This window comes from Virgibacillus salexigens (assembly GCF_014905415.1).
Taxonomy (GTDB): domain Bacteria; phylum Bacillota; class Bacilli; order Bacillales; family Amphibacillaceae; genus Virgibacillus; species Virgibacillus salexigens.
The window spans coordinates 55,774-75,025 of record NZ_BNEO01000003.1 but is presented as its reverse complement, the minus strand read 5'-3'; the positions used below and the strand labels follow the sequence as shown (position 1 = coordinate 75,025).

The window sequence follows — 19,252 nt, the reverse complement described above, 5'->3', positions numbered from 1 at the left end:
CTCATGCTTCCCCTTTATTCGATTCCTTAGCTTCCAGCTCCGACAGTGCTCTCTTTATGGTAATTACCGAATAACAAAGAAACAGGATTCCTGGTATCAGAAAAAGCAAAAACCCATTTTTGGACTGGGAGAAGTTAATGAAAAACCCTACATAAGGTAAAGTAAAACCGGTATACTCTGCGACAACATTCTGAGATGGCACGAGGTTAAGGTCTGGAGCATCATTATTATCACCTTTTGTCCGGTAACTGACACCATTTTTGTTTTTAATGACTTCGATAATTCGGTGCGTAACGAGCATGTTTTCATCTTTTTGAAAGGTAATGGTGTCTCCCTTTTTAAAATTCGTCTTATCTTCAATGGTTTCAACTACAATTAGTGAGCCTGTTTGAATTCCAGGTTCCATTGAGCCGGAAAGAACAGTGTTTAACTGATAACCAAAAACTTCCGGTTCCCCACCGGACGCCTTTGCTGAAATAACGACAAGTATCATGGCAATCATTACAGTAAATAGGATGCCTGTTGTGATGTTATTCACCCATTTAACTTCGCTTTTATTTAATCGGCTCATCTTTTTCAGTCTCCTTTCCAGTGTCTTTTATAGACCTTGCTGGTGCCTCCTTGGTTAAACCTTGCTGTTGTGCTGTCTACTCAGTTGCTGGCGATTATTTACCGGTTGATTCATCGTTAAGCTTATCATCCGCTTTTAGTTTGCTATTTTGATCTTTATTCTTATTCAATTCTTCCTTAATAACCGTTTCTTTCTTTTTCACCTGCATATTTTGATTTGATTGCTTCAGGTCTTGTTCATTCGTTTCTGTCGTTTTTGGTTCAGCCCTTGTGGTATCTTCTGTTTTTCCGTTTAATTCAGCCTCGTTCTGCTTTTGATTCTCCGTCAGTTTCGTGTCAAACGCTCCTTGTTTAGCTTTGGTTTCTGTTTCATGCTTGTCCTTGTCTCCCCCTTGCTTCTCGTCTTCATTTGCTTGTTTATTCTTATCAGCACATGCTACATTAATTTTCTCGCTCCACAATTCTGCGCGCTTGTCATTATTACCATAATAATCCGGTCGTTGCATTACCTTAAACATATAGGATCCCTCAGTAGCATCCTCGTAATTTAGGATAATCGCCTCCTTATTTTGCAATGGTTTAATTTCGCCGTTTTTTATCGCCTTGCCTTTTTTCGGATCGCCTTCTTTGGAGTAGTAAACGCTATACTCTGTCTGCCCCAACATTGTTTTCCCTTTATTTTGAAGCGTGATTCTTACCGGTCCTGCAGGGATTGGTCACCAGATTTCTTCGCCATCCCGTTGAATGCTAGTTCACTGCCATCCCACCAGGTACCAGCCTGAATAACTTGTGTTTTTTTATCCGCATCATTAAAATAAGCACCTGTACTGGAGGTTATGTACCCTGCCGTAAACACGATCAAATAACTACTTAAAACCAATTTTCCTGCTATTCGTATTTTTGTCTTCTTTCTAAATCCTTTGCTTTTTATCCAATGCCTTACCTCCTTCGTTATTATTTATTTTGCTAAATACACCAATACCAGCACTCTAATACCTTTAGCAAAATAAATAATTCATTTCGTGCCTGGATAAATAATTGCTTTATCTTATCACCTTTCGTATCATTTACTGTAAAACTTGTTCCCAATACAATCTCACAGATATATCAAGTTGACATTACGCGGTAGAACGCGCTTTATGATATCTCCGAGTTTAAGGTTTTACAACATCATTAATCATTGATGTACTTGTGCTGAGGTCAATTTTCCCAAAAACACGCGTATGTAGTTGCTCCAACAAGGAACAAATCTAATATAGCGGTTGCCGCTTGTAAAATACGTTTACCTTCCATCCTCATTCATCCCTTTTCTTCTTAAAAAACAACCTTTCTATTTACTCCATGCTAGTATTCTACTCATTCATAATAAAATATAAAATTTAATTTTTAACTACAATAGACCACTATAGTTGCACATCATGCACCTATTATGTGTAAAAAGACTGGTTGGGTGAGTAAATGAGTGTACGATTTTGACGGTTTTAGAATTTATTGGCAAAACTATTCATGTACTCTTTTTGAACTATACTCGAACACTCACCAACCCACCGCATATTTCATCTAACCTCACGATGCCAAATCAACCAGTCCTTTCATACGTTCTATTGCATCTCGCACTTTGCGATCAGGCCTTCAGCATCAGCTTGTAACGTTTCATACACTTTATCGGTAAGCTTGCCTTTTTCATGCTGTATTTCTACTAACTGTTGAAAGCCTTCCATATGCTTCAATACTTTCGCAGTAAGTTCCTGATCTGAATAACGATTGACTGCTGTCATATGCATCGTTAATTGCCGTACTGTCTGATCACTGGTAATTTCACCACGGCTTTGCAGCTGTTCAATCCGTTTTTTCATACCTGCAGCAGTAACAGGCTGATATACTTCGAATTCATACAAGGAAAATCCCCAATTAATTGCCCGTTCTGTACCTTGCATACGTACATACCGTGCATCTTCTACAGGAAAATGAATAACATCTTTACCCCCGTCACCATTTGTAGTGGTATTGACATTTTTCCAGTTCTCACCATCGTTGGACACCTGAATCTTGTACCCTTTGCCATACGCACTTTCCCATTTCAACACGACTGTATTGATAGGTTGCTGTTTTAATAGATCTACGTAAATCCATTCCTGATCGGTGTAGCCTGATGCCCAGCGTGTTGTTTCGTTTTCATCTACAGCAAGGTCCGGTGTCAAGTATGCTGTCTCATTCGATGAAGCTCTTGCTGGCTTACCGGCTGCAACATTGATCGTCCATGCTGGTGCGTCTGCAGCTTTGGCAATTTCAGCTGAAGAAAGCTTATTGTCAAAAATTTTCAGCTCATCCATCATACCTATAAATGTGTTTGTTTTACTTCCAATCGTTTTGATGGGAAGCAACATGTTGTCTGAAAGTGTATCCTTCAACTCTCCATCGATAGACAAGGACGTTCCATTTAAATCACCTCGAAAAGCAACATGAACCCATCTTCCTGTTGGGATGGCTGTATCAAAACTGAAATCATACCCTTCTCGAGTGAAACCTGCGTTACCTGTTTCCTTTTGTTTAAGCTTTAAACTGCTGTAATCTGATTCCATTAGTACTGCTTCTGACTTGTTCGTTTCCTTCAATTTCACCCAAGCTGAGACGGTCCATGGAAAACCTTTTGTATCGATATCTGTCGTCACATGGTCTGTTTCATCCGAGATTACCAATGCACTGCCTTCTTTACCTTCTGTTGTGATGGTTGCACCTTGTAACGTCCCATCGTAATTATTTTCCGATACGTCTGTCACCTTATTATCTTCAAACGTATAGTGTAGCAACGTATCGGTCTTGCTTTTTACATCATAGTCTAAATTCGTTCCCGGTGCTTCTCCAATCGCTTTATTTAGCCTTTTAAAATTGGCATAGGTTGTCTCATCGGAATTGCCGCGCCACATTTTTTCAGCCAATGTCGGCATCGCTTTACTAATGCGATCATGTGCATCTGGAATACTTACTTTTTTCCCCAGCAAGTCATTCCAAAGGGCGAACATACCGCCAAGCAAATGCTCTTCATCATCATTTAGTGTAATGCCACCGCTGAACATTGTCGGCTCCCAATTATTGTACAGCCAATTCGTATCAAGGTAATCATGATAGTACCCCGCTTTAGGAACAATATAAAGCAGTCCGTCATCCGAGTTAATAATATCATAACCATTCTGCACTGCCTGTTTCGGGTTATACCAACCAACGTTCCATATATTGAAAACAACATCTTTATCAACGGTCACGTCTCCTTTATAATATGATAAGCCACCCCACGCGCGAGCGGTTTTTCCCTGCTTTTCCACATGCTCACTTAGCGTATTAATATAACTGCGGTAGACGTTGCTCATTTCCGTATCATTTCGGTAAAATTCATCTGCCCCGATATGCACAGCATCTGCTTCGAAAAGGTCAAGATACTCATCCCAGACAGACTTAACAAAATCCACCGTTTCCTCCCGCGTAATATCGAGATGGTCTACCGGCAGGTCCGGATGTACAAGGTCTGGTCTTAGTTTTGTAAACGCCAGCGAATGACTTGGCGTATCAAATTCCGGCGTAATCGTTAAACCATTAGCCTCAGCCAGGTTTTGCAATTCTTTAAAATCCGCTTTGCTGTAATGACCGTCGTCTGCAGTCAATTCCGGATATTGTTCACTTTTCATGCGAAAAGCAGCATAACTACCCCAATGCTTAGGGTCATTGTTTTTAAAAATCGCATTGTCATTCAAATGAAGCTGGAAATCATTCATCTTGTACCATGCCATGACTTTTGCGTAATCCTTTAAAAAGTCCATCGGGAAAAACTTTCGTCCGACATCGAGCATAAATCCGCGTTTCCCGTATTTCGGATAGTCTTTGGCAGTACCTTTGGCAATACGGCTTTTATCTTCATCCTGTACGAGAATTTGCAAAGCCGTCCGTGTCCCATAAAATACTCCTGTGTCTGTGTTAGACTGGATCGTCACAGCATCATCAACGATAAAATGATAGCCCTCATCCCCAATTGAGTTGTCTTTTCCCTGCTGCATGGTCAGAAAAAAGTCTCCTTTATTAGGCTGTTCCCCTGTTTCGATTGGCAGATTACGGTTGATAACTTCTTTTAAGTCTTGTTGAAAAACGTTGGCCGTATTCGATAATTTTTCCGTATATGCTGTATCAACCACAATTCTGGAGTTTTCATTTAATGTAAAAAATCCCGTCGCACCACTCCATTCCTGTAAACTTGGAATCACTTTAGGTTTGGGATTTGTGTCTTCGGCGTGTACTGTCTGAGATGAATGAAAGCCGGCTATTAACAGGCTGCAAAAAAGAAATAAAATCCATTTTCTCAACGCTTTCACCTCACCTATTTAAGTAGTGACTCCCCGTAAAAAAGAAAGGGAGCCACGTGTTTTGAAACATTTAAAGCTAATTACCGGATAAACCATGTCCTGCTCTAGCGCCTTTGTTTTTCTACAAAACTTGCATTTTAATTGTGAATATTAGCGTATGATTGTGAAATTTAACATGCTATTTGTGAGCTTTAGCGTTTCTCCCTTCAACTCATCAAGCTCTCACGTTAATGCTCTGCTCATCAGCTCACGATCTGCCTGTGTTCTTCACCGATCTATTGCAGCGCTATTCCTTTTTCCACTGCATCAGCAAAGCATCAGCGGCTACATTCAGCGAATCGTTCGCCGTATCCGAAACCTTCCCTTGTTTTTGGTAGTAAAAAACCAGCTGTTGAAAACTTTTCATATGTTTTACAACTTTTTCCGCATTCTCATGTGATTCATAGCGTTCGACTGCTGTCAGATGCATCTGTAACCTGCGAACTGTGCTGTCACCGCTAATCTCACCGTCAGTTGCAAATTCCTTCACCATTTCTTTTACATCCGCTACCGTCTTGTCTGCAGGATGTTCTGTTTTTACTACTGGAATGATTTCATGGATTTGCGGATTCACATCACCAGTCCATTCCAATTTCACTTCCAGCACATGATCATAATCAGACGTATTCAATGTGTTCAGCGATTTTGACAGGCTGCCGACTTTATGCCAGCCTTCAGTATCTCGTATTGAAACGTCCGCATCGGAAATAACTTGCGGGCTTTGCAGAATCATGACACTGCCAACTTCTGTATCCTTTGAAAGCTTGTAATTCAGCTGTCCTGCTTGTGCGTCTCCATTAGGTGTATAGAACGTCGCTAATTTGCCATCAATCGCCTGTACTGCTTCATTTCCGTTTGAGCCTTTTGGATTAGCATTCACAGCAAGATTTTTCGGTCCGGGTTTTTCCATGCCTTCGTTCACGATAATTTCGTTTAAACCAAGCCAAACATTATGATTTTCCGTGGAAATCAAACGAATATATCGCGCTTGTTCGCCGTCAACTTGCACACGCTTGTAACGATACGGTACTTCGTGATCAGGGAAGTTTAAGCTGTGGTCACCTGGGTTCTCAAACGTGTGAATGGTTTCCCATGTTTCACCGTCTTTGGAAATTTGCAAGTCACCTTGGCGGAAATAATCTCCTTCACCATCGTTAATAGCAACAGCTACATCATTGACATTAACCATGCCGCCCATGTCAATTTGCACGTATTTACCTGTGTCCTGTATCCCGCCGAACCATGTCTTTGTATTCAAATCTCCATCATAAAGATTCTCAGCTTTGCCCTGGTATACACTTTCATAATTATGGGTGACATTTGGTTCGATAAATTTGTTCAATTTGACCTGCAATTTTGTTAAATCAAATGTGATCGTTTCATCCGTCTTATTCACTAGACGCACATACGATGCGTTTGGATAAGGGGCTTCTTCCTTAACTCCTTCCCATTCGATCCCGTTTTCGGATACTTGCAATGTAGCATCAGTTTTACTTCGGTCTAGCTTAATAGATCCGATTTTTTCAATTGTCGGCAATGCAATCCCGATATACTCGGATGGTTTCAGTGTTACACCGGCCAGATTTTCCAATGTTGCCTGTGTGTTCGTACTTTTTACTTCCGCAGTTAACTTGTCAACATTCGTATACAGGCCTGCCTTTTCCTTGTTGGCATTGATCGTGAATTCCCTGATTGCCGTCCATAGATCAGGCTTTCCACCAGGTACGCCTGCATGTGTCAGACGATAGCGGACATAACGTGCTTCTACATCAAGGTTATCGACATCCACTTTATAACCGGAACGCTCCCCACCTATTGCAGTCCAGTTTTCACCGTCTATAGAGTATTCCAATAACCCACGATGGAAAATGTCATGGTCGTCATTATTTCTTCCTTGTAAAATATGAATATCGTTTACAGGGACTGTTTTTCCTAGATCAACACCATACCAGTCACCGTTTTCCTGCAACGTTTTGATATAGACAAGTGTTTCCGGATCACCGTCTGATATTTTTTCCATATTTGTATAATTATAGGATGTCATTGGAATATTGGCAGTTGCTTTCGGATCAATAGATGTATAGATTTTGGCATCGAGTTTGTTAATTAACTCATTGGCAAACGGAACTAACCGCTTGGCACCTGCCTCCACCGTCACATCAGGAGAATTCAGCTTTTCAATAGTAAATGTTTTTGACTTCGCCATTGCAATAGAAGCATTTCCTAGTGACTCCCACGCTGCGTTCAAGTCGTTATTTTGCAGTGCTATAGCTGACTGCACCGCCTGTTTATCAGCCTGCACCACATTTTTCAGACTATTGAGCCATGGGTTTATTTCATCAACCATTTGCTCGTTCGTGCTTTTTTCGCGAAAACCGCTGATGGCATCCAATATTTTGTTAAATTCATCGATCAGCTGCCTACCGACTTCATCAACTGATTCTCCATTAGCAAACTTATCTCGAAACGTGTTTAATTCCGTTTTAATATTTTCCGATTCACCGACTACGAGTCCATGTGTGCTTGGCGATGGATCACTTAAATGGTAAGCAATTGTATTCAGTTCCGATGCTGCATTTGGTGCAATATAGTCAAAGGAATCAAGCCAGCTCTGTTTGGCATCAAATTCATCAACATTCCACGTGAAATCCGCAACAGCAAACAGTGCTATTTTCGATAGTTCTGCCCAACGCATCGGGTTTGAAACAACACCTGCAATGTTATGCGTACCTGGCTTCAACACTTCCCCCTTACCAAGCATCAGTCTGGAATTCACATAATCGTTGACAGGCCAGTTCAGCCATACAAACGGATCACGTCCGATGATATCTTTCACCCATTGCATGTCTTGTTCATTAACGGTCCCAACAACACCACTGCCAGTCCACATAATTTCTACATTTTCCGGTACGTCGCGTAATGCTTCCAAGTATGGCTTACCATACGAACCTGTCCATGCCTGATTGTAAAATGGCGGCGTGTAGACTAATGGCTTTACATCACCTTTTTCTTTTACCCAGTTGGCAATGTCGGTAATTAATTTTACATGTTTGTCCTTATCTTTTAGCGCCTGGGCTGTACTGATATCATCCATAAACAAACCAAACTGCCGTACACCCGCACCATACAACTGCTCAAATTTTGCAAACAGTTTATCCATTTCTTGATCATAATTATCCCAGTCAATCATATTGAAACCCGGATGAATCGCCCAGATAAATTCCGTTTTGGTTTCATGTCCTACTTGGGCAAGTTCTTTAATTTTCGCCAGCTCTTCTTTCGGATAAAGCTTTCTCCACTGGCTGTTGTGATATTTTTCATCTTTCGGACCGTAAATATAGGCATTCATTTTAATGGTCCCACCATATTCCATTAAACTTTTCCGGGATTCGTGTGACCACGGAAACCCGTAGAAACCTTCAATAAATCCCCGCCACTTGGTATCGGCGTAATCCTCGTACTGCATCGAATGAATTTGTTTACCGGAAATCTGGTCGATAATCATTTTTAAACTTTCCAGACCATAAAATACCGAATCGGTGTCTTTTCCGAGTACCGCAATCGTTCCATTTTCCTCTAAATTTTTATCCATCGTTAATACGTACGGGTCAATTTCATCGAAAATACTGGTATCGTAATCTATATTTTCACTAAAATAAGTGTCCACATAGCCATTTGATCCTTTTGTTCCAATCAAAATATTAGTACGATCCGAAACAACTTTATCTGATGTCGTAATCGTAATTGTTTTTGATGCAAGAGTTTCATTCAATAGATCCTTTGTTGGCTGATCTATGCCGTCTTCCATTACAATATTTACTTCGTCTGTAACTGTAAAATCCGTCCCTAAATCTATTTCGGTTTGCGGTAGTGGATAAATTTCGTATTGCGATTTGACGATGTCTTCAGCCGCACTGGCAGCTAAGCTGAAAAGTGGTGATACAATCAGCATTAACGTTAGTAAAACAACGCGCCATCCCTTCAAATGTCACACCCTCCTTTGTGAGAATAAAACGCAGAGAGAACTGTAATCTTTCCCCACTTTCATCAAATTACTTTTCTTCGCCTTCGCCTTGCTCAGCGTTAAACGTCCAGTTCAGCTGCAGGGAATCACCCTGGAACTGATTCTGGTCCTCGCCATTATCGACAAAGTTAAATTTCACAGTTAAATCATCGACTGTACCTGCCTCCAGACCCTGTTCGCCAAATTCCGGATAGAAAATATTTTCATTAACCGCTTCTGGACTCATATTCTTCAGTTCAGCCAACGTCGTTTCAAAGACAACCTCATCAAACTTATCCGCGTTGTATAAGAATTGCACTTGAATATGTTCGCCAAAATCTTCGGTATTGTTGCTTTCGGCGTCCTCTACCATATAATCCGTTTCCAGATATACGTTGCGGATATCCAGTGTACCGTTGTTCTGCAATTCAAAATTACGCGTTACCGATGATCCCGGCTGCAGATTATCGACATCTACTATTGTTGTCGGGTCCACAGACAGGTCAAGCGTACCTGCTGCAAACGTGTTGCTCGTTTGCTCACTGTCACTGAAGTATGCATACGTTCCTCCTCCGATTAACGATAATCCAAGCGCCGCCGACATAATTCCCATTCCTAATTGTTTTTTAATACTCAAAATAAAATCCTCCTTAAAATTTTTAGATATTTAGTAACTCCTCCATGACAAATCACACCTGTCACAGAGAAGCTCTAATCATGAATTTAGTTCTTTCAGTTATCCATCCACGTTTCGGTTCCTGTTTTCAATGTTCTGTAAGTTTTTTCTACATCATTTCTCTTTCTGATGATCGAGCAGCTTTTCAACCCTTCAATTGATTACTTTTTCCGCTTTCTCTTTCATTTCAATGCTTTCTATTGTCGTTAGGTGAACATTTAAAAATCGTGCAGCACCATAGTTGGCAAATTCGCCATCTTCTTCAAATTTGTTTTTTTCACTGCTTAAGTCTTGGTTACATAAAGGTTACACATAATAAATCGCTTTCACAATGTAGATATTGTCCTTTCTATTAGATATATTGTTCTTTTCATTAAATTTTAGGAGTATTCTGTCTATAATTAGAACTATTGTCGCAAAAGGAAATTTCAATTGCAGGCAGTTGTACCTAAAAACAAAGGGACGGCTCTTGTGTTTCCAGCAATGGAAAATATAGACTGATTAAGTTTGTTGTGATTGGGAGCAGATGGGGGCCTTACTATATTTACTATTAATAAATTCTATGGCCCGAATAACACGGGAAAGATACCTCTTGTAACCGTCTGCTAAAAGAAAACAGACACAGCCATTTGACTATGCCTGTTTAAATATAGATTTATTTCCACTTTTCGATTACATAATTGGCATCAGAGGTAAGGTTGGTGAATACTTTTTCCGTTATTTGGTTGTCTGCCTTAAATTGCTGCAGCATTTTCTGAAATCCCAGGTTACTAGACCAATCCTTATTATGAAACTAGCTTTTTTCTGCATTGTTCCACCTCTCCTAAAACAATTTGTTTCTGGGTTTATTGGGATAGGCAGTGAATTGATCAAGCTGCTGTGCTGGGAAAATTGAACGAGAGAGGCGGTTAAGCGATCAAGTTCAGAACCAAATTGAGCGGAAGTTCCTCTAGTTAATTGAAAACATACTCAGCCCGATCGAAAATCTATATTGACAAGTCCTCCGGCAGCTAATTTACCTCGGGAAGAACGTTGTCAAGTTCTCATTGATATTTTGCAAGCAACCGCTTTGCATCGGCGGTTAATGTGTCATAAGCTTTAGCTGAAATAGCGTTATTTTCCTTTTGTTGCTGCAACAGCTGTTTAAAGCCGTTTAGATGTTTAATGAGTTTCTCTGTTAATTCCTTGTCTTCATATTGTACCAATGTATCTACATGCATCCCTAGCAAGCGAGCAATAAGACCACTCTCAAACGCACCTTCATTTTCTAATTCCTCCACATGTGCTTCGATTAAGGATGCTGAAACAGGTGCGGTATATCGGATTATTTTCGCTTCTGCCCAGTTTGCATGGTCACTGCCATTACCATTGCCACCGTCTGTTACGATCAACTTAAGCTCGTTCACATTTTCAATAGAGACATCGATTGCTTTGGCGTCATCATCGGCAGTCATAATGCCGCTATCATAGAGTTTCCCACCATCACCCCATACCTCAAAAACAACACTTGCTGCTGAAGCAGGAGAAACTTCGTCGTCTACTCCAACTTTAGATGTAAAGCGGGAGAATTTCCCACCAAGATGATAGACAACTTCTGAATACGCATGTACGCCAAGACCTTTGTCAAATGTTTCACCGTTGATAGTAAGGGTACTTCCATCACCAGCACTATCTGATCCAACACTTGTATCCCTCTCCACTGGTCCCCAGCCGTTCATCGCGCTAATCCAGCCAAGGTCACTTAAATAAGCTGTTTCGGTTGGTATTGGCGGAAGGATTTTCACTTCTTTTACAGCAGATTCAGTTTGCTGATTTCCGCCAATTTCATAGGAAGCATCTACACGTAATTCATAGTTACCTGCCAGCGTATTTTTATCCGGAGTTATATTCCAGGTGACTTCCACTGACTCTCCAGGTTCAATGGCATCAAATGCTGCCGACTGATTCGCTTCTGCTGTCCAATTTTCCGGCACATGCATATTTATTGCCACATCATTTTCTACCTTTTCGCTATAATTGGTAAATGCCGTTTTTACCGTGGTACTCACTCCAGGTTTTACCTGCTCATCTACTTTTAACCGAATATTTGCGCTGCCTTCAATCCAATCTTTGTTAAAACGTGCAAGTGTAATTTTGCTCCCTGCTGGCTTTTCGTAAAATGTATAAATGGTTTTATCTGGACCGACATCTACATCGGAATAGCCAGTCTGACCTGCATAAATCTCCCTGGACTCATACCACGTTTTGCCATCATCGTCACTCATGCGAATTGTCATATTCGTACGTGTTGATTTATTTGCTGTATTGGTAAATAAAATGGTGTCCGCATCATAGAGGGCTAGACTTGCTGCATTTATTGGTCCAATCAGCGTTTTATCCGAAACCGGTGTCGTCCATGGCTCTTCCAGTCCAGTTGTTGTGGAGACTGCCCGATAATCACTGCCTGGGTTACGCATATTTGCCATTAAACCACCATTAGAAATCTCCACCATCATATTTTCATGGATTTTTGAAAAACCAGGAGGATTTGGCACTTTTGGACCTGCTTTCCAAGTTTCTCCGCCATCTTCACTATAAATGTAGGCAACTGTACTGTTGGCCCACCCGTACGTTGTTAAATAAATGGGAACGACAAGTGCTCCATTGGACATTTGAAAAGCATGCCCTGGTCCCATGCCTGCTCCGGAAATATTTTTAAAATAATCAGGGCTATCTGGGTTTGTGTACGCATCCAGCACAGAAGTAATTTCTCTTGCTTTTCCCCATGTTGCCCCATTATCTTTGCTCGTACGGATAAAGTACTGCGGATTGTCCCATTCCCAGCGGCTCCAGAGTAAATGAACGGTGCTTCCTTTGTCTTCTGCAAGCAGCATCGGGTTCATTTCAGCGTTACCGTTTTCCACACCTGGTGCCAGGATGACTTGATCGGAAAATGTTTCCCCGCCATCTGTACTCCGTCTCAGAACCAGATCAGTAGGTGTCTGGTCACCACCTGTTCTCGCCTCTGCAACAGCAAGGACAGTACCGTTTGCCATAACAGAGATGCTCGGAATGCGATATTGTCCGTATCCTTTTCCATCGTTTACATTAAATAGTTCTTTTTCCTTGAAAAAACCATTATTATCCGTACCGCTTAACGCTTTTACCTCTTCGGCAGTAAGTGCTTTATCGTAGAGCTGTACTTTTTCAAGCTGTCCTTTGTAATACCATTGATCTCCAGCATTGTCTACATTTTTACCGATCCACATGCCGTCCAAATCTGAAATATTGCTAAAAAAAGCTATGGAATCACTTGCCCCCAGCTGGTTACCATCGACGTAAATTTTCGTCCCGTCAATGCCAACCGTCAAAACTGCCGTATGCCACTCTCCATCATTGTAGGAACCTGATGCCTGAAGCTGTGTTGCATACACACGATCTTCACGATTTTCCACATAGATGGTCCCATTGTTCATGGTAAAAGATAGATTACTTGAGGCATCTTCTGTATGAGATGCACTTAAGAAGGTATTAACAGCCTTGCTGCTCGTCGATTTAAATTTGACGAGAATTGACCCTTGTTCCAACTGCTTAACGTTCGATAAATCGCCTGTTTGATCAACATAGTCGCTTGTCCCGTTGAAATCCTGATCCACAGTATAATCCAAAACAGCGTCAGTCGCAGCATGAACAGGATAAATTGAATGTATTACCGTGAATAAAATAACCAGAAAAAATAGCAAGCTTATGATTCGCTTCGCATACATTTAGTCACCCTCTTCATTTAACAAGTATAAGTATCCTCAAACAAGACGAAAGCCCGAGTGGCAAGTCAACATAACTTGCCACTGGAACTTTTTTGGCTGGACTATTGCCACTTTTCCAGCAAATAATCGGTATCGGCCTGTAGTACCTGATAAGCTTCATTGGAAATAGATCCGTTTGCTTTCTGATGATTTAACAGCTGTTCAAAACCTATCAAATGTTTGACTGCCTTTTGTGCTTCATCTTTTTCCAAAAATAGATTGATAGTTGTCAGCTGATGGTTCAATCGACGTACTGCCTGTTCGCTGCTGAAGGCCCCATCTTCCTTATAGCGCTGAACGAGTGTTTTCATAGCGGATGCACTCGTTGTAACTTTAAGGATATACGTTTTTTCTGTTGTATTACCTGCCTTATCTTCAGCTGTTACAACCAATTGGTGCTCGCCTGGTTTTCCAGCTAAACGGATCGCCGAATCCTCTTCGTATGGTTTACCATCAAATGTTGCAGAAGTTTTTACAACACCACTACCTTCGTCATTTGCTTCCCAAGTGAACTTGACGGTATCGGTATCAGAAAGCGTTGTTTCTTGTTCCAGCACTTCTCCGTCCATCATAGTACTAATTTTCGGTTTTGTTTTATCCGTTTTCGTCATGAACTTTGCATCAGCCCAGTCAGCATGATCATTACCATTATTATCCCCACCATCGGTGACAACCAATTTCAGCTGTTCCTTGCCGATAATGTCCACATTGACCAGTTTCGCCGGTGTATCGCGGTGCATCACACCACTTTCAAATAATTTTTCTCCATCTGCAAACACCTGGAAGTTAACCGTTCCTGTCGAGTTCGCCTCCCGATCCAGACCGACGTATGCTTGAAATGTTTCATAGCCTTTTCCGGCGATATCATACATTATTTCCGAATGGGCATGTGTCCCAATTCCCTTTTCATAGGTGACAGGCTCTGTTTCCCCTGACAATGTCAGTGTATTACCGTCAACACTAGCATCACGGTGAACCGTTCCCCAGCCGATGGTTGCGTTCTCCCAATCTAAATCACTCAGATAAAGCTCATCGACAACCTCAAATTGAATTTTGTATTCCGCAGATAACAAGCCATCTGCTGAGGTCACTTTTACAACTGCTCTACCTGGAAGTGAATCTGCCTGGCTAATCTCCACATTCGCATCATCACGAATCGGACTTACCTCTACTCTAGGTGCTTCGTCTTTAGTTCCCTGCAAGTATTTCTTTGTATATTCGTTTACATTTGCATTAAAATTCTTCAGCTCTTCTCCATCAATGGTGATGCTTTCCACCAGTTCATCGGTGACTATCCGCTTGCTTAGTTCCATGGGTGAATCTTGTGCTGTAATCGGACGCAAACGGTAACTGGATGTATAGGATTGATCTGCCTGTAGTGTAAACTCCGGATGTGGCCGCGCCCCCCAGCTGTCGTCACCGCCAAGTCCCATCTGGTGATAATTCAAGTTGACAAAAATATCCTCTTTTTTCTCCATTTCATACGGATGACGCGCTTCTTCCAAGTCTTTTTCTGTGTAATGAAGTGCTCCGAATTCCATTAGCGGCAGTCCTGTCGCCATCAGACCGGTTCCAGCTTCATTGGTGAACGTCACCCAGCGAACGTCTGTCTTATTGCTGGTCTCCTGCGGCATCGCATATGGGAAAAATTCATCGTCAACCGTACTGCTGTAAACACCTATGGGATAACCGGTCTTACGATCCCAGTAGTTACTTTCTGGTCCGCGACCATACCAGTTAATCTGCTCAAATTCACTAGGAAGCGTTAATTCCATTCCTACTGCAGGTATTTCCGGAAGCCCTTTTCCCGATGTCAGCGTATTTTTGACCGCTACTTCACCTGTTCCATACACGGTATAAACTGTCTGGTACTCCGATTGGGGTGTCGTCGGCAATATTCCCGAAACATGGATACGGACAGCATTCTCACCGTATTTTGTAACTGTTACATCGGTAACGGTTCTGTTTTTACCGGCATCACGCCATGTCCCTGTTCTTGATGGCATTCCATTTCCGATATCGTTTTCATTTGGCGCGCGCCAGTAATCAGGCTGTGGACCGCTTTTAAGCAATTCTTTTCCTTTATACGTAAACGAATCAATCGTACCCTTTGCTTTGTCAAAATTCAGTTTGAAATCATTTCCGTCAATATCGATCGCGGAATCGCTGTTATCAACTGCGAGTTCCGGCATATCCCCGATTGCTTCCGGCTGTTTTTCCGGAACATCAAATGGCACCTCGAACTGTTGTGCAGCAATTTCATAGCCCTTGGACGCCCAGCTCGTATCTTCTTTAAGCTTGAAGCTGATATTCAAATAATAGTCAGATCCAGCTTGTAAGGATGGCTGATCGATTGGCAGTTCGATTTCCTTTGTCGTCAATGGTGCAACATTAAGATTATCAAGCGTATCTTCCTGAATGACTTCACCGTCTTGTTTCAGCTCCCAATGCGCTTCATACTGATTTAAATTCGTGAACAGAAATTCATTTTTTAGCTCGATAACACCATTTTTCACATCAGCATCATGTATTTCAATATCCTGGTATACTTTCTTAACTTCCTTCAACTCAGGCTGTACGATTTGATCCGCCGAGACCAGTCCATTGGCAAGGAAGTTTCCATCATTCGGGTTATCTCCCCAGTCACCACCATAAGCAAAATACGATTCGTCTTCATTGCCCGGCACAGGTTCAAGCAGATTTTGATCGACCCAGTCCCATATAAAACCGCCTTGCAAATTATCATAGCTGTCAATAACATCCCAGTATTGATACAGATTTCCTACACTGTTCCCCATTGCATGTGCATATTCAATTAGCAAAAACGGTTTTTTCTTACCGGATTTTCCGTAATTTTCAACGTAGGAAACGGCCGGATACATTACACTATCAATGTCAGCCCAGCGGGTATCCCCTTCGTAATGGACAATCCTGGTTGGATCCATTTCATGAGCTAAATCAGCCATATGCTGAAAAGTAGATCCGCTTCCAGCTTCATTTCCCAGTGACCAAATCAATACCGACGGATGGTTTTTATCCCGCTCAATCATACTCCGCAACCTATCGAGTGATGCCGGGAGCCACTGAGGATCACTTTTTGGAAGTTCAGAACGTTTTCCGTGTGATTCCAGATTTGCTTCGTCAATAATATATAGCCCATATTTATCCGCTAAATCGTACCACTCGCTCTGATTCGGATAATGCGAGGTACGTACAGCATTTATGTTATGTTTTTTCATTAGCTTAATATCTTGAATCATGCGTTCTGTTGAAACCGTCCGTCCATCTTCAGGATCTATTTCATGACGGTTTACCCCTTTAAGGGTAATCGGTTTCCCATTAATTTTCATTTGGCCATCTTCCACGGTGAACTCGCGGAAACCGACTTTTGTGCTGGTTGTTTCGATAATCTTTCCGTTTTCATCTTTCAATGACACTACCAATGTATATAGATTTGGATGCTCAGCTGACCATTTTTTTGGATTCTCGATAAGCTTATCCTTTTTGATCGACACCTGTTTTTTTCCATCAAAAGCAACATCACCTGTTATCGGCGTATCCAGCACATTATTGTTATTGGCATCATACAGATTCATTTCAACGGTCTGGCCATTTACTTGCTTGCCACTGTACTTGCTTACATCAACATTTACATTCAATGTTGCATCTTCAAAATTTTTATCAAGGTCTGTCGTTACACTGAGGTCACGCATATGTGTGTCTGGTGTGGAATACAGGTAAACGTCCCGGAAAATACCACTCAGCCGAACAAAATCCTGATCTTCCAGCCAGCTGCCATCAGACCAGCGATACACTTCTGCTGAAATGGTGTTTTTTCCATCACGTTTGATATAATCGGATATATCAAATTCTGCAGGTGTGAAACTATCCTCACTGTAGCCAACCTTTTCACCGTTTACCCAGAGATAAAAAGCCGACTCAACCCCTTGAAATGATACATAAACCGGATCGCCATTCCAGTCCTCCGGTACAGTAAATTCCTTTTTGTACGAGCCAACCGGGTTATGCTTGGTCGGGGCTTTCGGTGGCGCGGGATTCTCTACACCTGTCCATGGGTATGTCACGTTGGTGTAGATTGGATGACCATAGCCTTTTAGCTGCCAGCTTGATGGCACCTCGATAGTGTCCCAGCCCGAAACGTTATACCCTTCTTGGTAAAATTCCTTCGGACGCTGCTCCGGGCTCTTTGCCCAGTTGAATTTCCACTCACCGTTCAGTGTCTTATAAAACTCCGATTGACTCTGATCATCTTTTAATGCTGCATTGATACTTTTGTAGTGTGAAATCGCAGCATGTGCAGCTTCCCGGTTTACTTCGAAAGTATCCGGATTGTTATTCCATTCTGGATAGCCTCCTTTTGCTGCGGCAACACCTTCCGCACCAGCAACCGGACTCCCCAGCACCACAGCCGTCAGCGCACCGACACCCAGCAGTTTCTTTATCATCCGCATTCCTCCTCTTTTTTAAAACATTTTTCTATAAAATAAATAAAGAGAGAAATAGTTTCATTCTCCCTCTAACTATTCACTTGTTTATTTTCCTCTCCCCTCCCCTTGCTCAGTGTTAAACGTCCAGTTCAGCTGCAAGGACTCGCCCTGGTACTGGTTTTGATTCACACTATTATCGACAAAGTTTAACTTTACGGTTAAATCATCAACTATACCTGCTTCCAGACCCTGTTCACCAAATTCTGGATAGAAAATATTTTCGTTAACCGATTCCGGACTCATATTTTTTAGTTCAGCCAACGTCGTTTCAAAAACAACTTCATCAAACTTATCCGTGTTGTATAAGAATAGGGCATCGGTTACCAGCAATTCAAATCCAAGAAAGAAATGAATAGTTTCTTTTTATACTTGCTAGCCATGATATCCTCCTAAACAAAGAAAATGAAGATTAAACCTCCCTTCATTGTTGGGTGTATCCGTCTACAGATACCTTTACCACAAGTCAAAGTTAAGGCTACATTTTATGAAGCGCTCTCACAATGCAGATATTGTCTTTTACTTTATAAATATTGCTTTTTATTTAAATATTTCAATTATTCTATCTATAATTGAGACTAATGTTTCATGATGAAATTTTCGATTGAGGGTAGTTATACCTGGTTCATAGGAAATTTAGAATGGATGTCAGTTTCTATACCCAAGAAAACAAAGTCTTATCTAATTCCAAAGAAGAAGATTTATAGGACCATAAGTTTGGCGGAGAATATATTGGTTGCTAAGTTTAAATGAATTTAGTTCCTTCTCATAGATATACCTGTCTTATAAACTTATAGGTAAGTATACAGTCTTTATTATGGATATTTCCTCATTTTACCTCTCCAGCTTGTTAATTAACGTCATAAGGATACGGATAAACATAATTTGAAAAAAGACACTGATAAACGTGTGTATCCATGTCCAAGTATGGTATTCAATCAAATCTGTATACCTTTCCAAAACAACCTCAATGATTGTTAATACAGAAGAATACAATATACATTTCAGAATAATGCTTGGATATCTAGAATAATAAGTCGCTTGATAAAAGTAAATACAAACAACTGGAAGGATAAGGTATTCATAAAGCAGACTGGAACTGAAATGGTTACTTAAAAAGTTTATAGGATATTCAAGCATTTTTTCTTCTACAACAAGAACACCAAGAAAGATGGAGAAATAAGAGGTCAATAAAAAAATTAAAATATTGTCTTTGGTTGGTGATTTTCTTAGACTAAAAAAAAGTAAATAAATACCAATTATGAGCATTGACCATAGAATTATTTTTTCCAAGTATAATCAGTCCTCCAACAATCATTATA

Annotated in this window: 10 protein-coding genes; all 10 read right to left on the bottom strand. The window is 41.1% G+C overall.

The features are described 5' to 3' along the window. Position 1: 1 nt before the first annotated feature. Positions 2–571 carry a signal peptidase I SipW gene (gene sipW / locus JKP73_RS14415; RefSeq protein WP_200411491.1) on the bottom strand — a complete coding sequence of 190 codons (570 nt, stop codon included), beginning with the start codon at positions 569–571 and terminating at the stop codon, positions 2–4. A gap of 94 nt (positions 572–665) precedes the next feature. After that, a complete protein-coding gene (locus JKP73_RS14410; RefSeq protein WP_200411490.1) occupies positions 666–1,235 on the bottom strand; it encodes a hypothetical protein in 570 nt (189 codons plus the stop codon). Positions 1,236–1,264: 29 nt separating this feature from the next. Then, positions 1,265–1,426 (bottom strand): SipW-dependent-type signal peptide-containing protein, encoded by a 162-nt coding sequence (locus JKP73_RS14405; protein ID WP_234447125.1) that lies wholly within the window; start codon positions 1,424–1,426, stop codon positions 1,265–1,267. 745 nt (positions 1,427–2,171) lie between these two features. Further along, the gene (locus tag JKP73_RS14400; RefSeq protein ID WP_200411488.1) at positions 2,172–4,922 is read right to left on the bottom strand and encodes a family 20 glycosylhydrolase; all 2,751 of its coding nucleotides are present in this window, start codon (positions 4,920–4,922) and stop codon (positions 2,172–2,174) included. Positions 4,923–5,208: 286 nt separating this feature from the next. Next, positions 5,209–8,946, bottom strand: a complete 3,738-nt coding sequence (locus tag JKP73_RS14395; protein WP_200411487.1) for a glycoside hydrolase family 84 protein — start codon at positions 8,944–8,946, stop codon at positions 5,209–5,211. 67 nt (positions 8,947–9,013) lie between these two features. Then, on the bottom strand, positions 9,014–9,601 hold the full coding sequence (locus JKP73_RS14390) for a CalY family protein (RefSeq protein WP_200411486.1): 588 nt from the start codon (positions 9,599–9,601) through the stop codon (positions 9,014–9,016). A gap of 1,082 nt (positions 9,602–10,683) precedes the next feature. Beyond that, positions 10,684–13,386, bottom strand: coding sequence for an NPCBM/NEW2 domain-containing protein (locus JKP73_RS14385; RefSeq protein WP_200411485.1), 2,703 nt, complete (start codon positions 13,384–13,386; stop codon positions 10,684–10,686). 101 nt (positions 13,387–13,487) lie between these two features. Next, on the bottom strand, positions 13,488–17,891 hold the full coding sequence (gene lacZ / locus JKP73_RS14380) for a beta-galactosidase, LacZ type (protein ID WP_200411484.1): 4,404 nt from the start codon (positions 17,889–17,891) through the stop codon (positions 13,488–13,490). A gap of 87 nt (positions 17,892–17,978) precedes the next feature. Next, a complete protein-coding gene (locus JKP73_RS14375) occupies positions 17,979–18,263 on the bottom strand; it encodes a TasA family protein (RefSeq protein ID WP_234447118.1) in 285 nt (94 codons plus the stop codon). Between the two features lie 501 nt (positions 18,264–18,764). Beyond that, a complete protein-coding gene (locus JKP73_RS14370; protein ID WP_200411483.1) occupies positions 18,765–19,223 on the bottom strand; it encodes a CBO0543 family protein in 459 nt (152 codons plus the stop codon). Positions 19,224–19,252 lie beyond the last annotated feature (29 nt).

Excerpts from the sequence above, each read along its gene's own strand:
- lacZ (WP_200411484.1), bottom strand. The coding sequence starts at position 17,891 with ATGATAAAGAAACTGCTGGGTGTCGGTGCGCTGACGGCTGTGGTGCTG.
- sipW (WP_200411491.1), bottom strand. The coding sequence starts at position 571 with ATGAGCCGATTAAATAAAAGCGAAGTTAAATGGGTGAATAACATCACA.
- JKP73_RS14410 (WP_200411490.1), bottom strand. The coding sequence starts at position 1,235 with ATGTTGGGGCAGACAGAGTATAGCGTTTACTACTCCAAAGAAGGCGAT.
- JKP73_RS14385 (WP_200411485.1), bottom strand. The coding sequence starts at position 13,386 with ATGTATGCGAAGCGAATCATAAGCTTGCTATTTTTTCTGGTTATTTTA.